This window comes from Streptomyces sp. NPDC051315 (assembly GCF_044455165.1).
In the GTDB taxonomy this organism is placed as follows: domain Bacteria; phylum Actinomycetota; class Actinomycetes; order Streptomycetales; family Streptomycetaceae; genus Streptomyces.
In genome coordinates this window covers 287146-304512 of sequence record NZ_JBITEN010000005.1, presented here as the reverse complement: position 1 = coordinate 304512, position 17367 = coordinate 287146, and the positions used below count along the sequence as shown (strand labels likewise).

15 protein-coding genes and 1 pseudogene are annotated in these 17367 nt (G+C 74.0%); 8 read left to right on the top strand and 8 right to left on the bottom strand.

The window, feature by feature from the left end; all coding sequences use genetic code 11:
- The first annotated feature begins 295 nt into the window (after positions 1-295).
- Together ACIBBD_RS12705 and ACIBBD_RS12700 are read left to right on the top strand one after the other, a co-directional pair.
- Positions 296-676, top strand: a complete 381-nt coding sequence (locus tag ACIBBD_RS12705) for a hypothetical protein (RefSeq protein WP_399419347.1) — start codon at positions 296-298, stop codon at positions 674-676.
- A gap of 151 nt (positions 677-827) precedes the next feature.
- On the top strand, positions 828-3173 hold the full coding sequence (locus ACIBBD_RS12700) for a SpoIIE family protein phosphatase (protein WP_399419490.1): 2346 nt from the start codon (positions 828-830) through the stop codon (positions 3171-3173).
- A 23-nt stretch (positions 3174-3196) separates the two neighbouring features.
- On the opposite strand, the gene ACIBBD_RS12695 is transcribed toward ACIBBD_RS12700, so the two are convergent.
- The gene (locus tag ACIBBD_RS12695; RefSeq protein WP_399419346.1) at positions 3197-3841 is read right to left on the bottom strand and encodes a peptidoglycan-binding protein; all 645 of its coding nucleotides are present in this window, start codon (positions 3839-3841) and stop codon (positions 3197-3199) included.
- A 59-nt stretch (positions 3842-3900) separates the two neighbouring features.
- Entirely contained in the window at positions 3901-4728 is an 828-nt protein-coding gene (locus tag ACIBBD_RS12690; protein ID WP_399419345.1) for a hypothetical protein, read from the bottom strand.
- A gap of 197 nt (positions 4729-4925) precedes the next feature.
- Between ACIBBD_RS12690 and ACIBBD_RS12685 the strand changes: the two genes are divergently transcribed.
- Together ACIBBD_RS12685 and ACIBBD_RS12680 are read left to right on the top strand one after the other, a co-directional pair.
- The gene (locus ACIBBD_RS12685) at positions 4926-5156 is read left to right on the top strand and encodes a hypothetical protein (protein ID WP_399419344.1); all 231 of its coding nucleotides are present in this window, start codon (positions 4926-4928) and stop codon (positions 5154-5156) included.
- A 71-nt stretch (positions 5157-5227) separates the two neighbouring features.
- Positions 5228-6076, top strand: coding sequence for a bifunctional methylenetetrahydrofolate dehydrogenase/methenyltetrahydrofolate cyclohydrolase (locus tag ACIBBD_RS12680; protein ID WP_399419343.1), 849 nt, complete (start codon positions 5228-5230; stop codon positions 6074-6076).
- A gap of 374 nt (positions 6077-6450) precedes the next feature.
- On the opposite strand, the gene ACIBBD_RS12675 is transcribed toward ACIBBD_RS12680, so the two are convergent.
- The 3 genes and pseudogenes from ACIBBD_RS12675 to ACIBBD_RS12665 all read right to left on the bottom strand — a co-directional run.
- On the bottom strand, positions 6451-6864 hold the full coding sequence (locus ACIBBD_RS12675) for a Zn-ribbon domain-containing OB-fold protein (RefSeq protein WP_399419342.1): 414 nt from the start codon (positions 6862-6864) through the stop codon (positions 6451-6453).
- 173 nt (positions 6865-7037) lie between these two features.
- Positions 7038-7775 carry a TetR family transcriptional regulator gene (locus tag ACIBBD_RS12670; protein WP_399419489.1) on the bottom strand — a complete coding sequence of 246 codons (738 nt, stop codon included), beginning with the start codon at positions 7773-7775 and terminating at the stop codon, positions 7038-7040.
- A 127-nt stretch (positions 7776-7902) separates the two neighbouring features.
- Positions 7903-8112: pseudogene (locus ACIBBD_RS12665) on the bottom strand (cytochrome P450); the annotation flags it as partial.
- 416 nt (positions 8113-8528) lie between these two features.
- On the opposite strand from ACIBBD_RS12665, the gene ACIBBD_RS12660 reads away from it, so the two are divergent.
- Positions 8529-11306, top strand: a complete 2778-nt coding sequence (locus tag ACIBBD_RS12660) for an alpha/beta hydrolase family protein (RefSeq protein WP_399419341.1) — start codon at positions 8529-8531, stop codon at positions 11304-11306.
- Positions 11307-11353: 47 nt separating this feature from the next.
- Here the strand turns inward: ACIBBD_RS12660 and ACIBBD_RS12655 are convergent, their stop codons facing one another.
- A complete protein-coding gene (locus ACIBBD_RS12655) occupies positions 11354-11734 on the bottom strand; it encodes a PPOX class F420-dependent oxidoreductase (protein WP_399419340.1) in 381 nt (126 codons plus the stop codon).
- Between the two features lie 94 nt (positions 11735-11828).
- Positions 11829-13007, bottom strand: coding sequence for a MalY/PatB family protein (locus ACIBBD_RS12650; RefSeq protein ID WP_399419339.1), 1179 nt, complete (start codon positions 13005-13007; stop codon positions 11829-11831).
- A gap of 24 nt (positions 13008-13031) precedes the next feature.
- On the opposite strand from ACIBBD_RS12650, the gene ACIBBD_RS12645 reads away from it, so the two are divergent.
- The 3 genes from ACIBBD_RS12645 (at position 13032) to ACIBBD_RS12635 (ending at position 16468) form a co-directional block, all read left to right on the top strand.
- Positions 13032-14066: a hypothetical protein gene (locus ACIBBD_RS12645; RefSeq protein WP_399419338.1), complete on the top strand. Its 1035-nt coding sequence runs from the start codon at positions 13032-13034 to the stop codon at positions 14064-14066.
- Between the two features lie 52 nt (positions 14067-14118).
- Complete coding sequence (locus ACIBBD_RS12640) at positions 14119-14949, top strand: SAM-dependent methyltransferase (protein WP_399419337.1); 831 nt, start codon at positions 14119-14121, stop codon at positions 14947-14949.
- A 118-nt stretch (positions 14950-15067) separates the two neighbouring features.
- Positions 15068-16468, top strand: a complete 1401-nt coding sequence (locus tag ACIBBD_RS12635) for a S1 family peptidase (protein ID WP_399419336.1) — start codon at positions 15068-15070, stop codon at positions 16466-16468.
- Positions 16469-16491: 23 nt separating this feature from the next.
- Here the strand turns inward: ACIBBD_RS12635 and ACIBBD_RS12630 are convergent, their stop codons facing one another.
- Positions 16492-17316 (bottom strand): EamA family transporter, encoded by an 825-nt coding sequence (locus ACIBBD_RS12630; protein WP_399419335.1) that lies wholly within the window; start codon positions 17314-17316, stop codon positions 16492-16494.
- Between the last annotated feature and the right edge of the window lie 51 nt (positions 17317-17367).

The window sequence follows — 17367 nt, the reverse complement described above, 5'->3', positions numbered from 1 at the left end:
CCGCCCCACCCCCCTGCACGGAAACGCACAGACGGATCATTGTCGGCATTTCGCGCATGAATGTTTTCATACGTCTTGCAAAGGCGTCGGCATATATAAATACTGCTCACGGTCGCACCCGCCCACCAAGGGCTCGAGTACGGACACCCGAAGCCGCCGTCACCTACCCGCGTCGGCGCCCAGGGTGTCCGGGGCCTCGCCGGCGCGAGGGCCCGTGGCGGCCCCGGTCATCCCCTAGGCCGGGGCCGCCCCACACCCGTCGGACCACCCGTCCCGACACCGCACACCGGAAGCGATGATCATGCCCCTGACGACGACGCGCATCAGCCCGGACTGGCCGTGCCAGGTCAAGACGCCCGGCAGCTACGACTGGGAGCGCTCCGCGGCCAAGTGGCTGCGCGAACTGGTCCCCTCACGCTACGCGAGTTACCCGGCGCTGCTGCGCCACCCGGTGCTGCTCGCCCGCCATGCGCAGATCCAGGTCCAGCACGAGATCCGCGTCGCGCGCACCGCCCTGCAGACCGCCCGCGCCGACCTGCCGCGTCTCGGGATGCCCGAGTCGGTCATCGAGCACACGATCAAGCTGTACGCCGCCGAGGTCCTGCAACTGCAGCACATCGCCCGCAGCGTCCGCGCCGTGACCGAAGCCCTCGTCGACAGCGGCTCGGGACGCTGAACGGGGCCTTCCGTTCCGGGGCCGGCCGCAGGCATCGCCGCTGGCGAAGGGGCTGCCGCTCAAGACCGCGATCGGATTGGGGTCCGTGTGCGATGCTCGTGGCGTGACGAGCGAACCCGCCCGGCCCGCCGAGCCCGGCGCCGTGCCCGACATGGCCGCCCTGACCCGGGTCGTGGCGCGCCAGCGCGCCGAGCTGGACCGGCTTCAGGAGCTGGCGGCCACCTCGGCCGTGATGGAGCGCGCCAAGGGCGCCGTGATGGCGCTGACCGGATGTTCCACCGACGCCGCGCGGGAGGAGCTCCAGCGGCGGGCGAAGCAGGCGCGCCGGACGGTGCTGGAGGAGTGCTGGATCACCCTCGGCAGCCTGGGACCACCCGCCGGTACGGCCCCCGAGCCACCCCTGGCCGACGCCGTCACCGGCACCGTCGGGGAGGGCGCCCCGGCACCGGCCCGGGCCGACACCGTCGCCCTGGCCCGGCTCGGTCAGGCACTCACCCACGTCGGCGGCCCTCAGGACCTCGCCCGCTGCCTGCTGGAGCACCTCGCCCCGGACACCGGCGCCACCGCGGTCCTGCTCTTCACGCGCCTGCCCTCCGGCGGGCTGGAACTCTTCGGGCACGCCGGCATCGACGAGGCGCTCGCCGGCCAGTGGAGCCGGGTGCCGCCGCTGACCGGGATCGCCGCGCTGGACGCCCTCGACACCGGACGGCCGCGCTGGCTGGACGACCTCGAGGAGGACAGTGAGCGGTACCTGCTGATAGGGGATCCGCCCGGACAGTGGCCGACCCGGGCCTGGCTGCCGGTGGCCACCGGACAGTCGGCCGACGTCGCCCTCGGGATACTCCGGCGCAGCGCGGACCCGTTCACCCCCGAGGTCCGCGACCACCTGCTGGCCGCCGCCCGGTTGTGCGCCGGGCCGCTGCGCATGTTCGGTCCCCGGCAGCCCGCCGCCGCCGGGGCGGACGCGGACGCCGTGCAGACCGTGTTCGACCGGCTGCCCGTCGCCGCCGTCCTGCTCACCCCGCTGCACGCCGGCTCGGGCCGGGTGGAGGACTTCCGTATCGACGCCGCCACCGCCGGGACGTCCGACGTGGTCGGCCGCAGCGGCCGTGAGCTGGTGGGGCTGCGCTTCCTGGAGTGCTGGCCGGCCGTGACCGAGGAGCCGCTGTGGCAGGGCTGCCTGGACACGCTGGCCTCCGGGCAGCCGTACGAGAGCGAGCCGTTCGCCCGGCAGCGGGTCGTGGCCGGGGTCAGCGAGCCGGCCACCTACTCGGCGCGGGCGGCGAGGCTGGGCGACGGGCTGGTCGTCAGCTGGATCCGGCACGACCCCTCGGACCGGCAGGAGCAACGGCTCGCCGACGTGCAGCGGCTGGGCAACCTGGGCTGGGCGAACTGGAACCTCGTCACCGGCGAGGTGAACTGGTCCTCCCAGGTCTTCGCCATCTTCGACCGCGACCCCGCCGACGGCCCCGTGCCCCTGGCCCAGCTCCCCGCCCTGGCGCTGCCGGAGGAGACACCCGTCGTGGCCCGTGCCATCGGGGACCTGATGCGGGAGGGGTTGCCGTGCGACGTGCCCTTCCGGATCGTCTCCCGGCAGGGCGTCCGGCACCTGCGGGCGGTCGCCGAGGCGGTCTCGGACGTCCACGGCACGCCCATCGAGGTGCACGGATTCGTCCAGGACCTGACCGCGCAGCGCAGCGCCGAACTCGCCCTCGTGGCCAGTGAACGGGCCATCCTCACCCAGCACGGTGTGCTCCAGGCCGAGCGCACGGTGGCCGCCCGGCTCCAGGACGCGCTGCTGCCCCTGCCGAAGAAGCCGGTGCGGCTGGCCGGGCTGCGCGTCGACATCGCCTACCTGCCCGCCCAGTCCGGGCTCAACGTCGGCGGTGACTGGTTCAGCGCCATCGAACTGCCCGACGGGGACGCCCTGTTCGTGGTGGGCGACGTCGCCGGGCACGGCATGGACGCCGTCGCCGCGATGGCGCTGCTGCGGTTCACCGCCAAAGGCATGATCATCACGGGTTCGTCGCTGACCGGGGCGCTCGCCCGGCTCAACGCCGTGCTGCTGCACTCCCGCGACCCGCACGGCTCCGCGACCATGGTGCTGGCCCGCTACAGCCCGCGCGAACGGCGGCTGGTCTGGGCGCAGGCGGGCCATCCGCCGCCGCTGTTGCTGCGCGACGGCGAGGCCCGCTACCTGGCCCGGCCCTTCGGGGTGCTGCTCGGCGCCGGCGACAGCCCTCGCTACGAGGAGGCGGAGTGCCGCCTCGAACCCGGTGACCGGCTGGTGCTGTACACGGACGGGCTGGTCGAGCGGCCCTCGGAGAGCATCGACCGGGGACTGGAGCGGCTCGCCCGCGCCGCCGCCACGCCCACCCCGACCGGGCCGGTGCCGCTGGAGCGGCTGCTCGACACGATGCTGGAGCCCGAGCGGCGGGACGACGTGTGCGTGCTCGACATCCGGGTGCCTCGGGACGGGGAGGAGAGCGCCGGGTAGGACCGCCGAGCGGGCCCGTCCCGTCAGCCGGTGCGGGCCTCCAGGTCACGGCGGGTGTCGTCGCCGTAGACGCCGGTCTCGTCGCCGCGGATGCCGTACCAGACCTGGAAGCGGGCCACGGCCTCGGTCAGGGCGCTGTCGTAGCGGCCGTCGGTGGGGCCGTCGTAGATGTCCGGGATCCGTCGCAGGCGTTGCTGGAGGTCGGTGACCTCGGAGCCTGAGTCGCCCTCGCGGAGGGCGCCGGCACCGTCGGGACCGGTCGTGGCGGACGGCGTGCCGGCCGGGGCGGTGTCCGGTGCGGGGGCGGCCGGGGTGGTGGCCGGGGGGTGCCGCGCGGCCGCTTCGTCGTCGCGGCCCGGCAGCAGCAGGGCGCAGGCGAAGCCGGCGAGCGCCGCCGTGAGCACGACGACCGAGGCGACGGCGACGCGGTGCGGTCCGGCGCCGCGCTGCCGTGGCGGCGTCCCGCGGCCCACCGGCGGGAGTTCCTCGGTCTCCGGCTCCCCGCCGGGCGGCCGGTCCGGCACGGGGACGGCCTCGTAGGGGCCGGTGTCCTGCGTCATCTCGCGGAACAGCTCCGCGAGGGCGTCGGTGTTGCGCGGCCTGAGCACCCGGATGGGCTCCAGGACCGGGCGTTCGTGCGGCTGTCCGGGTTCGTCCGGTGTCGGCACGCTGGTCTCCCTCCGTCCCGTGTCCCCGGGGAGAGATACGCGCGCGGGCACGGCGGGGTTCAGCCGGCGAGGAAGCGGTGCAGGGAGCGGGTCATCGCGGCGACGAAGGCGTCCCGTCCGGCGTCGTCGAGGGCGTCCAGGGACAGGTATGGGTTGAGGTCCTCCAGCTCCACCAGCAGCAGCCCGCCGTCGGGGGCGCGGCAGGCGTCGACGCGCTGGATGCCGTGCGCGAGGCCGTTCCAGTCGACGAAGCGACGGGCGAACTCCAGGTCGTCGGGGGTGACGTCGTACGGCTCCAGCTGCCAGCGGCGGTCGGGGTGCGGGGCGTACAGGGCGTACTGGAGGTCGTGGTCGACGAAGTAGAAGGAGATCTCGTGGGCGAAGTCGACGCGGGGCTGGACGAGGGTGGCGCCGTCGGCCAGGGCGGGCAGGGCGTCCGCGGTGACCGTCCGCATGCCGAGGGAGTCGGCGCCGAGCTTGGGCTTGACGACGTAGCGGTCGGTGTCGGGCAGGCGGTGCAGGTCCTCGGGGCGGTCGACGGTGGGGATGACGGGGAAACCGGCCGCGCTCAGGTCGACGAGGTACTGCTTGCCCGCCATGTCGGCGCGGCCCGTGAGCGGGTTGTAGACGCGGGTGCCTGCGCTCAGCGCGCGCTCGCGGAAGGCGTCGTACTCCTCCCGGTAGCCGAGGACTGGTCCGCTGTTGCGGACGACTACGGCGTCGAAGGCGTCCATCAGCGCCGCCGCGTCCCGGGGGTGGCACAGGGCGAGGTCGAAGTCGGCGCGCAGCCGGGAGGTGAGGAGCACGTCCTCGTCGCCGTAGCGGCGCCCGCGGGCCGGGTAGGCCAGGTCGGTGACGTAGAGGAGGCGGGGGCGGGCGGCGGGCATGCGGGCTCCTCGGCGGTGGGTGCGGTAGCGGGAAGCGTACGTGGGCCCGCGGGCGGTCCCGCGCGGGGCCCCGGGCTCCGTACCCGGGTGAGGCCGAACGGCCGGGGGCCCGGGGACGGCCTTTGGGAAGCGATGCGAAGGAGCCACCCGGGTCCGGCCGGCGTTCCCTCACCGAAGCCGAGAGGCTCGCCCCGGCGATGAGCCTCACCGGCCAGGACGAGGAGCTGATGGTGCGACTGCTCCCCGAGCGCGACGAGGAGGAGGCCTTCGTCACCAGCCGGCTCCCCGACGACGAGTGCCGCGCCGTGGCGGACCCGCTGCGGCGAATCGTGCTCCAGGTCGAGGAGCAGGGCGGGGAGCGCTGCCGGACCCTCCTCGGCGGGGCGGAGCCGGCACCGCGGCGCAGCGGGCACCGGCCCCGGTCCTGAGATCTGCGGGCCCGATCGGGTCGTACGATGACAGGACCGTCTTTCTTCTCCTGAAGGGCTCCTTCACTCCCGTGACCACCGCGACACTTCTCGACGGCAAGGCCGCAGCGGCCGACATCAAGAACGAACTCGCCCTCCGCGTCCAGGCGTTGAAGGAGCGCGGCATCACCCCGGGGCTGGGCACGATCCTCGTCGGCGACGACCCGGGCAGCCGTTCCTACGTGGGCGGCAAGCACCGGGACTGCGCGCAGGTCGGCATCGCCTCGATCCGGGTGGAGCTGCCCGCCGACGCCTCGCAGGCCGATGTGGAGGCCGCGGTGCTGCGGCTGAACGCCGACCCGGCGTGCACCGGGTTCATCGTGCAGCTGCCGCTGCCCGCGCACATCGACACCCACGCCGTGCTGGAGCTGATCGACCCGCTCAAGGACGCCGACGGGCTGCACCCGACCAACCTGGGCCGGCTGGTGCTGGGGATACCGGGCCCGCTGCCGTGCACCCCGCGCGGCATCATCGACCTGCTGCGCCGCAACCACGTGCCGATCACCGGGCAGCAGTTCTGCGTGATCGGCTGCGGTGTCACGGTGGGCCGCCCGCTGGGGCTGATGCTGACCCGCAGCACCGAGCACGCCACGGTGACCCTGTGCCACGAGGCCACCCAGGACACGGCCGCGCACGCCCGGGAGGCGGACGTGGTGGTGGCCGCCGCCGGTGTGGCGCACCTGGTCCGGCCCGACTGGATCAAGCCGGGCGCCACGGTCCTCTCCGTGGGCCTGACCCGCACGGTCGAGGGCGTCCTCGGTGACGTGCACCCGGACGTCGGTGACGTCGCCGGGTCCTTCGCGCCGCCGATCGGCGGCGTGGGTCCGATGACCCGGGCGATGCTGCTGACCAACGTGGTCGAGGCCGCCGAGCGGCTCTGACGTCAGCGCGCCACCACCAGGGCGTCGAACAGTCGCTGCTGGGCGGGATCCCGGTGGGCGGTGTCCTCCGGGTGCCCCTGGAGGGCCGTGCACCAGCCCCGGCCGGCGGGAAGCTCGAGCGCCTCGAGGTGCCGTCGGCGGTCGTGGCGGTGACCACCAGGCCGGTGCCGAGCCGGTCGACGCGCTGGTGGCGGTAGCGGGAGACGCGAGCAAGTGCGGGGCGAGGCCGGCGCCGCCCGGGGAGCAGCGGGCCGTCGAAGCGGGCGAGGCGGCCGGTCACGCCGGCCGCCGAGCGGTGCTTCGAAACGGGGAAGCCGGTGCGGGCCGGGGACCTGGTGTCCGCCCTCGGCACGCGGGCTTCCTGACGGCGGGCGTCAGTGCCAGGCCCGGTACGGCTCGTCGACCAGCTGGAAGACCGGCTCGCCCCGGACCGGGTCCTTGGCCGTGGACAGTCGCACGCGGTCACCGCTGTGGATGCCGATCGGCGGGCCCATGACCCGGCCGCGCACCACGAAGCCCTCGGCCATCTCGATCAGGGACACGTTGCGCGCGGAGGGCGTGTTGCGGTGGACCACCGTGGAGTGGCGGACCGTGCCCGTGCCCTCGCTGCGCTCGGTGCGCAGGTCGCTGCCCTGGCAGACCGGACACAGCAGCCGGTGGTACATGGCGGTGCCGCACCAGGTGCAGCGCTGGAAGTGGATCGCCTCGGCGTCCGTGCCCCGGTGGTCGAGGACGCCCGCCGAGAAACCCGTCGCCTGCTGAACGGCGCTTCCTGAGTGGTGGTACACGCTGGTCAACTCCCTGCGCTCGGCCGGAATCCCGCGTACGCGACGCACCCGCGCACGCACGTGCCCGGTTGACCGTGCCACCGTGCACGCCGACAGCGTATGGCACTCAGTGCCACTCGTAAAGGCACTGCGTACCCCTAAAAAGGAGGGGACCTGGTGAACATTCCGCGAGGTCACTCCCGCCCGAGGGCCGTCTCGACCTCCTGCACCACCCGCCACAGGGGCACCCCGCGCCGGCACACGACCACGACCACGTCCTCCGGCCGTTCCCCCGGCCGTTCCCCGGTCGTGCTCGGTGCCGTGGTCGGGGTCGGGCTCGTGGCGAGGGCCGGAGCGGGGGCGGAGGGCGCGGCCGGCGGAGCGCCGAACGCCGACTGCACGTATGCGAGCGCGTGGTCCACCGTCGCGCTCGCGTCACCCTGCCCGTCCGACCGCAGCCAGGAGCGCAGGGCGTTGTTGTGCGCGGCGACCACGGCCGCCGCGATGACGTCCGCCCGGAGATTGCCGTCGGGCCGGCCGGCGAAGCGGCCGCGCAGGTACTCGGCGAGGGCGCGCTCGTAGCGCCACACCACCGACAGCTCGTACGCCCGCAGCCCGGGAACCCTCTTGGTGAGCCGGTAGCGCTGGACGGAGAAGGAGGGGTTCTCCGCGTACATGCGCAGCACCAGCCGGGCGGCGTCGCACACCCGGCGCACCGGCTCGGCCTCCGCGTCGCTCGCGGCGAGGAACGCGGTCATGTCGGCCAGACAGCGCTCGTGGTCGGGGAAGACCACGTCCTCCTTGGAGGGGAAGTAACGGAAGAAGGAGCGCCGGCCGACCCCCGCGAGGGCCACGATGTCGTCGACCGTGGTCTGCTCGTAGCCCCGCTCCAGGAACAGCCGGAAGGCCGCCGCGACCAGGGCGTCCCGCATGGGCGGCTTGGCGCCGGCCGTCCCGGCGCTGTCACTGGAGCTCATACCGGGGAACGTAACACCCGGGCCACCGGTGATGGCACTCAGTTCCCTCCCCAAGGGGAACTGAGTGCCGCGGTGCCGGAGATCAGGCCAGCGTCACCTCGACCGGCAGCCGCTTGATGCCCTGGCCTCTCGATGCCCTCGACGAAGGTGGACCGCACTCGCGGGACCTCGCCGGCCAGCCGGACGTCGGCCGGACGCGGATCAGCTCCTCGAACACGCTCGGGAGCTCGGTGCGGGCCGACAGGTCGCCCCGGCACAGGTGGGGGCCGCCCTTGCCGAAGATGACGGGGTCGTCGTGCTGCCGGGCTGCCCGCGCGCTGATCGGCGCGGTCTCACGGACGGGCGGCGAACCGGTGAGCGCCCATCCCGCCGACCCGGCCGGGCCCGACGGCCGGGGCGAGCGCGAAGCGGCAGTTGGCGGCGGCGTGGAGGGAGTCGCCGGGGTCCAGGATGTGCGAGGTCGCGCGTGGAGGTCCGGGTGCGGTGTCCGGCGCCGACGACGGCCGCGCGCGGAGGGGGAGTTCGGCTCCTGCGCATGGCCTTTCCCGCGCGCCGGGCGGCTGGTCGCCGGTGACCGGATCCTTGCGGTCGGCGGACCGGATCCACCACCACGGGCAACCCACAGCATCGGTTTCGCTTCCTCCGTGACGCGAGGGGCCTCCGGTACCGACGGTGGCTCCCGCGCTCCAAGTGGTGAGGAGTGAACCCTTGATCCGTGCCCGGCGAATAGGTGTCACCGCCGTGGCCGCGCTCGCGGCCCTGGCGGGAACACCGGAACTGGCACACGCCCGGCAACCGGCCGAGACCAGACCGTTGGCCACCGCCACCGACAACGCCCTGCCGCCCGGCTGGCGCGTCACCGGGGAGGGCAGCGCACGCGAACTGGTGTGGAGGTCGGCCACGCGCGTGCCCATGGGCGACGCCCGTGTGGAGTTCCACGCGGCCAACCGCATGCTCGGCGTACCGAAGGCGGCCAAGGACGGCCGCACGTTCCGGCTCGCCCTGGAAGACGCCGCCGACGCGCCCCTGAAGGACCTGCGCGTCCTCGCGGGCGGACGCCGCCTGGACGCACCCGCCGACAACTCCGCGACCGACGGGGCCCGTTCGCCGGCCGCGCCGCGGCCGTCGGCGCAGGTGCCGGCGAACCCGGTCGACCCCGGCAAGCCCGGCGCGTACCGCACGGTCACCGGCGAGTACGCCCTCGACCCGGTGAAGCTGCCCGGTTTCTCCGCCCCGGTGGAGATGGAGGCCGTCGTGGTGGCGCCGGCCGGGGCCACCGGCAAGCGGCCGCTCGCGCTGTTCCTGCACGGCCGCCACTCGACCTGCTTCAAGCCGGGCGACGCGGAGTACGCGACCGGCGAGTGGCCCTGCCCGGCCGGCACCGAGCCGATCCCGAGCCACAAGGGCTACCTGCAGGACCAGGAACTGCTGGCCTCCCAGGGCTATGTGACGGTGTCGATCTCGGCCAACGGCATCAACGGCCAGGACTTCGCGGCCGAGGACGGCGGCGCCCAGGCGCGCTCGTCGCTGGTCCGGCAGCACCTCGCCCGCTGGGCCGGCTGGGCCTCCCGCCCGTCCACCGCCCCCGCGGCCGTCCGCACGGCGCCGAAGGCCGACCTCTCCCGGGTCCTGCTCGTGGGGCACTCGCGCGGCGGCGAGGGTGTCAACCGGGCCGCCATGGACAGCCTCTACCCGGCGCCCGCCGCCCTGGACGGCTACCGCGGCCCGGTCCGCTGGAAGATCCGCGGCACCGTCCTCATCGGACCGACGATCTTCGGCCAGAATCCGGTCGCGGACGTGCCGTCGGCGACGATCCTGCCGGGCTGCGACGGCGACGTGTCCGACCTCCAGGGCGAGGTGTACGTCGACGGAACGCGCGGTGTCAGCAAGGGCAGCGCCCTGCACAGCGCGGTCTACATGGTCGGCGCCAACCACAACTTCTTCAACAGCGAGTGGACGCCGGGCAAGGCCGAGGCGCCCGCCTGGGACGACTTCTGGGACGACGAGGAGCAGCGCGACCCGGTCTGCTCGCCGGGTACCGCCACCCGGCTGACCGCCGACCAGCAGCACCAGGCCGGCGCCACCTACATCGCCGCAGCGGCCCGGCTGTTCGTCGGTGGGGACGACCGGGTGCGTCCGCTGCTCGACGGCACGGGCAGGCGGGCCCCGTCCGCGGGTCCCGCCCGGGTCCTGACCCACGCGGTCGGCGCGCGCCGCGGTGCCGGCCTGCTGCCGGACGGACCGGTGACGGTGACCGGTGCCCGGCTGTGCTCGGCCATCGACCCCGACCCGGCCGTCGCCTGCCTGGACCGTGAGGCCGCCGGGTCCTCGCCGCACTTCGCGGGATGGGAGACCGAACGGGAGACCGGCCGCCGGGCGGTCGAGCTGAAGTGGTCGGCGCCGGGTACGGCGGCACGCGTCACCCCGGCCGCACCGCTCTCGCTCTCCGGTGCCGAGGAACTGGCCCTGCGGGTGTTCGTGCCACCGAACACGACCGGCACGAGGCTCGACGTGTCGGTCACGGACTCCTCGGGCCGCCGGGCCCGGCTCGGCCAGGTCACGGTCGACGGGCTGCCGGGCAGCGAGCGCACCGCCTCCTACTGGGCGCGCGAGCTGCGCGTCCCGCTGACCGCCGCCACGCGGGCCGGGCTCGACCTGAAGCACGTCAAGTCCCTCGCTCTCACACCGCGTTCGCCGGCCGGGCGGGCCTGGCTGATGGACGCCTGGGGCTGGGCGCCCGGCACTGCGCCGGTGAGGGCGCCGGCCCTGCCGCGCGTCGACATCGGCCGTCTGACGGTCAAGGAGGGCGACTCCGGCACCCGCTCCTACCGGGTTCCGGTCTCGGTCTCCGGGAAGGGCACCGGCCAGGTCCGCGTCCACGTCCTCGACCCGGACACCGGCCTGAGCACGGACAGGCTGGTGACCGTGCGGCCCGGCAGCGGCGCCATCGACGTACCGGTCGAGGTGAAGGGCGACACCCGCTTCGCCTACGACGCGCAGCACGACGTGGTCGTGAAGGCGGTCCGCAACGCCGTCGTCGGCTCGCACCGGGGCGGGGTCACCGCGGAGAACGACGACCCGGAGCCCGTGGTCAGCCTGACGCCGGTCACGGACCGGGTGACCGAGGGAGGGACGCTGAGCTGGCGGCTGTCCCTCTCCGAGCCGGCCGACGTGGAGATCTGGCAGCCGGTCCGGGTCCTGCCGGTCACCGAGGGCGCCGAGTTGTCCACCAAGGACGTGGATCCGCAGTGGCTGATGGACTACGCCGGTGAGCTGCCCGACCCCGAGCGTCTGCTGTCCCAGGCGAGCCTGTGGGTGTGGACGGGCATCCCGGCCGGCACCACCACCGCCGAGTTCGTGGTGCCGACGGTGAAGGACCAGGTGGCCGAGCCGGCCGAGTCGGTGCGCCTCGCGCTGACCGACGACGAGGCCGAGCCGCTTCCCGGCCATCCGGTGCTGACGGGCACGGTGGTGGACGCGCCGTAGGCCGTCCTCCCGCGGGGGCGTGGACCGCGTGGTCCACGCCCCCGTGTTCACAGGGTGATGCGGATCCCGACCGTGCCGTCCAGGCCCCGCCGCAGCCGGCTGCCGAGGAGGGTGAGGCGGCCGGTGAGACCGTACTTGCGGGCGATCAGCGTGCGATAGCGGGCGGTGGTCCCGGCGTCGCAGACCTCGGCGGTGGCCGGGACCTGCTTGCCGGTCGGTCTGCCCCGCAGGTCGCAGGGGCCGACGAGGACGTCGCCGCGGGCCCGGATCCGCTTCACCTTCCAGGAGTCCGCGGCCGTCCAGGCCCCGAGCGTGTCCCCGTCCCGCACCACCCACACCGGTGTGGCGACGGGGCTTCCGTTCTTCCGGTAGCTGGTGATCAGCAGGTACTTGCCCGCTGCCAGCGTGTCCAGCGCCGTGGTGTCCATGCCGGAAGTCTAGAGAGTGTCCAGTGGATCGTGCCGGGTCGGCCAGGAGGCACCCTCACGCGAAGCCGGCCTGATCCACAGGACACGCTCGGCGTCAGCGCACCGCCGCCGCCATCCGCCGGACCGCCTCCGTCAGGATCTCCGGCGTCGTCGCCAGGTTCAGCCGGACGTGACCGGCGCCGCCCGTGCCGAACTCCAAGCCGGAGTTGAGGGCCACCCGGCCGCGTTCCAGGAAGACCTGGGCCGGGTCGTCACCGAGGCCCAGCGCGCGGCAGTCGAGCCATGCCAGATACGTGGCCTCGCCCGGGCGGTGGCCGACGTCGGGCAGGCACTCGGCCAGGAGTTCGGTGAGCAGACGGCGGTTGTCGTCGAGGCCGGTCAGCAGGGCGTCCAGCCAGGGCGTTCCGTCGCGCAGGGCGGCGGTGTGGGCGAGGACGCCGAGGTGGCTCGGGCCGTGGCCGACCTCCTCCGGCAGCCGGGCCAGGTCGGCGGTGGCCGCCGGGCCCACCACGGCGAGGGCGGCCTTGAGGCCGGCCAGGTTCCACGCCTTCGACGCCGACATCAGCGACAGGCCGTTCTCCGCACCGGGCACGCTGAGGTAGGGCACGAAGTCGACGCCCCCGGCGGTGAGCGGCGCGTGGATCTCGTCAGCGACCACGCGCACCCCGTACCGGTCGGCGAGGGCCGCCACGGCGGCGAGTTCCCCGGCGGTGTGCGCGGTGCCGGTCGGGTTCTGCGGGTTGCACAGCAGGTGCGCGGCCCGCCCGCCGCCCGCGACGGCCCGCCGGTAGACGGCCTCCAGCACGTCGAGGTCGAGCCGCCCGTCCGCGCCGAGCGGCGCCTCCGCGATCCGGCGGTCCAGGTGGGTGACGAACGGGAAGAACGGCGGGTAGACGGGCGGGTTGACGACGACCGGGTCGCCGGGCCCGGTCACCAGTTTGAGCATCTCGACGATGCCCAGCATCACGTCGGGCACGATCGTGGTCCGCTCGACCTCGAGCCCGTCCCAGCCCCACCGCTTGGCGGCGAACGCCGACAGCGCCTCCGCGTAGGCGGTGCCCGACGGGTAGCCGGTGTCGCCGAGCGCGAGCGCGTCGGTGACCGCGCGGACCACGGGCCCGGCGAGCGGCACGTCCATCTCGGCGACCCACAGCGGCAGGACGTCTTCCGGGTAGGTCCGCCATTTCATGCTCGAACGACATCGCAGGCGGTCGAGGGTGAGGGTGCGCAGGGGATTCGGTTCACCGGACGTTTCGTGCGGGATCCTGGTCATGGGCACAAGATAGGGGGCTCTGGTGTGACCTGGGATCAGGTGAACGGGACCTCCCTCGCGGACGCGTCCGCCGTCAGGGAGGTCGCCTGCGACGAGTCGGGGTCGGACGGGGAGAACCTCACCAGCGGCAATACGCTCGTGTTCGCGCATGCCAGTGTGCGGATGCCGGTGGAAGAGGCCGCCGGGCACGTGCGGGAGATCCGCGACCGCATTCGTTCGCCCGCCGAGGAGTACAAGGCCAACCATCTGCTGCGGGAGAAGCACCGGGCCGTGCTGGAATGGCTGCTCGCGCCCGAGGGGCCGCTGTACGGCCGCGCGTACGTGCATCTCGTGGAGAAGGCGTTCTTCGTGGTGGACCGGGCGGCCGACCTGCTGCTCGGCGACGCGGAAGCGGCCGTCACGCTGTTCCGTGGAGGCCCGCGGACCTTCCGTGCCCCGCAGTGGCGGGAATTCCTGGCTGCGGCCAACCGGCTGCTGCGGGTGCGCGCCGAGGGCGAACCGGAAGCGCCCGTGGAGGAGTTCTTCCTGACGGTCGACCGGCTGCGGCACACGTATCCCGGGACCGCATGCGCGGACGTTCTGCGACGGCTCGCGGCGGCCCGTCCCCGCGCGCTCTCCTATCGCGCGGCGCTGAGGGACGGGCCCGCCCCGCTCGTTCCGGTCCTCAATCCCCTCCTGCCGTCCGTGCTGCGCACGGCCGCGCACTGGAGCGCCGGCGGGCACCGGGTGCTGCTCACGCACGACCGGCAGAACATGCTCACCCCCGAGCGCATCGCCTGGATCGAGGACTCCGCCCGGCGGCAGGGCATCGGGCTCGTCGGGCTGCGGCTGGTCGTCGCACGGTCCGACGCCCGGGTGCAGCTCGCCGACTTCCTCGCCGGGATCGCCCGCAAGGTCGCCTCCGACGAGCTGAACGGCGAGGGCGACCCGCCGCTCACCGCGCTGCTGCGTCCGTACACCGGCCCGGGGGCGGTCTGGGGCGACGAGCGCAGCTGGGCCCGGCTCGGTCCGGTGGCCGAAGACGGGGGACCGTGGGCGCGGGCCAACTCCTCCGTCTAGATTGCAGGTTGACCGTGGCACTTCTTCACCAGGCACGCACAGGAGCTGATCCGTGACCGAGAACCCGCCGGCCGTGGACGAGGCGGCGCAGTCGCTGCGCGACCGCATCAACACCAACCAGCCGCACACCGCCCGCATCTGGAACTACTGGCTGGGCGGCAAGGACAACTACGAGGTCGACCGCGCGGCCGGCGACCAGATCCGCCGGCTGCACCCGGGCATCGGCGAGTACGCCCGCGCCGACCGCCTCTTCCTGGGCCGCGCCGTGCGCCACCTGGTCTCCGACGCCGGGATACGCCAGTTCCTCGACATCGGCACCGGCCTGCCCACCGCGGACAACACGCACGAGGTCGCCCAGCGTCTCGCCCCGGAGTCCCGGATCGTCTACGTCGACAACGACCCGCTGGTCCTGGCACACGCCCGCGCCCTGCTCACCAGCACGGACGAGGGCCGCACCGACTACCTCGACGAGGACCTGCGCAACGTCGACGCGATCCTCCAGCACGCCGCGAAGACGCTGGACTTCAGCAAGCCGGTCGCGCTGATACTGCTCGGCGTGGTCATCTTCGTCGGCGACGACGAGGACCCGTACGGGCTGGTGCGCCGTCTGGTGGACGCGCTGCCCCCGGGCAGCCACCTGGTGCTGTCGCACACCGTCACCTCCCCGGCGATGCCGGACGTGGACGAGGCCGTGAAGTTCTGGAACGAGCACGGCACACCGAAGCTGACCCAGCGCACGCCCGAGGACGTGAACCGTTTCTTCGACGGCCTGGAGCTGCTGGAGCCGGGCGTGGTGTCCTGCTCGCGCTGGCGCCCGGAGACAACCGGCGGGCCGGAGCCGGAGGAGGTGGCCATGTTCGGCGGGGTGGCCCGCAAGCCGTGAGGTGATCCCTCCCGGGGTGAACACCGCGGGGTCCCGGCACGTATGGAGATGAGGGCGCTCGACGACCGGAGGGCCCCGCGGTGTCGGTACCGCGCGTTCGGGGTTTCGGGAGCCATGCATGCGGCACGTACGACGACGGATCGTCCGGCGAGTGACACGGCTGGCGGCAGTCGGCGGACTCCTCCTGGGAGGGACCATGGTCACCCAGGCGGCCATGGCGACCGAGACGCCCGGCACGTCGACGGTGCCGGGCGATGCGGCGCGGTCCGTCGCGAGCACCGGGGCGGACCTGGTGAAGCGGCTCGGCACCTCCCGTACGGCGGGCACCTGGGTCGACTCGGACGGGCGTCCGGTCGTCGCCGTCACCGACGAGACGACGGCGGCGACGGTCCGCAGCGCGGGCGCCGAGGCGAAGGTCGTCGGGCACAGCATGAACGAGCTGAGGTCGGCCGCGGCGACGCTGCGTTCGGCGCCCCGGGTCGCCGGGACCGCGTGGGTGATGGACTACAAGTCCAACCAGGTCGTCGTGCGCGGGGACAGCACCGTGTCGTCCTCCGACTGGGCCGAGCTGACGAAGGTCGCGTCCGGCATCGGCAGCTTCGTCCGCATGGAGCGCACCTCCGGCACCTTCACCACCCGCATCAACGGCGCCCAGCCCATCCTGTCGACCGGCGGGCGCTGTTCGGCGGGCTTCAACGTCACCAACGGGTCGAGCGACTTCATCCTGACCGCCGGGCACTGCGGGCCGACCGGGTCCGTATGGTTCGCGGACAACCAGGGCAACCGGCAGCTGGGCCGGACGGTGAACTCGAACTTCCCCGGCGGGGACTTCTCCCTCGTGGAGTACGAGAGCGGGGACGCCGGCGACGGCGCGGACATCGTGGCCATCGGGGACGGCAACGGCGTGCGGATCACGGGCGTGGGCGACGCGGCCGTCGGGCAGCGGGTGTTCCGCAGCGGCAGCACGACCGGGCTGCGCGACGGCGAGGTCACCGGCCTCGACGCGACGGTCAACTATCCGGAGGGCACCGTCTCCGGGCTGATCGAGACGACGGTGTGCGCCGAGTCCGGTGACAGCGGCGGCCCGATGTTCTCCGAGGGCATCGCGCTCGGCGTCACCTCGGGCGGCAGCGGCGACTGCACCTCGGGCGGTACGACGTACTTCCAGCCGGTGACGAAGGCGCTGGCCCAGCTCGGGGTGCAGCTGATCGTGGCGGCGCCGTCCGACGACGCGCAGAACGGTGCCTCGCCCGCCCCGTCCGAGGGCGCTCCCGAGCCGTCGTCCTCGCCGACCGCCGCGTCGGTCGCCCCGGGTGCGGCCTCGCCGGGTTCGACGACTCCGGTGACGGGCGGCTTCGACGGCGCGACCCTCGTCTCCCGTCTCACCGACCCCCGCAACATCGGGCCCGGCCTGCTGGTGATCGCGGGCAGCCTGGTCGCGCTCGTGGCGACGCGGTACATCCGGGCGGAGCAGGACCGCAAGGCGTACCAGCGCTACTACTCGGCGACCTGGGGGTGAGGTGCCGCAGGGCGTCGGCCAGGTCACCCCACCGCGAGCAGCACGGTGGCCGCTCCGGCACCGACCAGGCCCACCGCCTGTCGGCGGGTGGCCCGCTCGTGCAGCAGGACCAGTCCGAGGACGACGGGCAGGGCCGGGTAGAGGGAGGCGATGACCACGGCGACCGCCAGCAGTTCGCGGTGGGCGGCGAGTTGGAACAGGGTCAGTCCCAGGGCGGCCCCGGCGCCGACCGCGAGGGCCGCCACACCGAGTCCCGCCGTCGCCGCCCGCCGTGCACGGCGGGCGAACGGCAGCAGGACGGCCACGGCGGCGACCCGGCCGGCCGTCACGGGCCACAGCCCGCTCGACGCCCCTGCCTGCCCGAGCGCGAGGTACTGCACGGCGACGCCCGTGCTGGCGAGGAATCCGTCGCGCACGCCGCCGCCGGCCAGGCCGTCCGTGCCGCCGCCGGCGACCAGCCACAGCGCGGACACGGTGACGGCGATGCCGGCCCAGGCGAGGAGGCCGGGCCGGTCGCCGAGGAGGAGGACACCGCACAGGACGGAGAGGGTGACGGACGTGACGGCGCTCACGGGCACCACCACGCTCATCACGCCCCGGCTGAGTCCGCGGTTGAGGAAATGCATCGCCGTGCCGCCGCCGACGCCCGAGAGGGCGCCCCACAGCAGGTCGGTGCGGTCGACGGCCGCGACGGGCACGAGAAGGGCGGCCGCCACGGCGAGCAGCAGGCCGCCGATCTGACCGAGGAGGGTGACGGTGACGAAGTGCGTGCGGCGGGACAGGATGCCGCCGGCGAAGTCGACGAGGCCGTGGAGGACGGCCGAGGCCAGTGCGAGGAGGGCACCCATCTGCCGGGGGTGCCCCGGGGACGTGTTCCGATGCGGGGGCCCCGCGGTCGG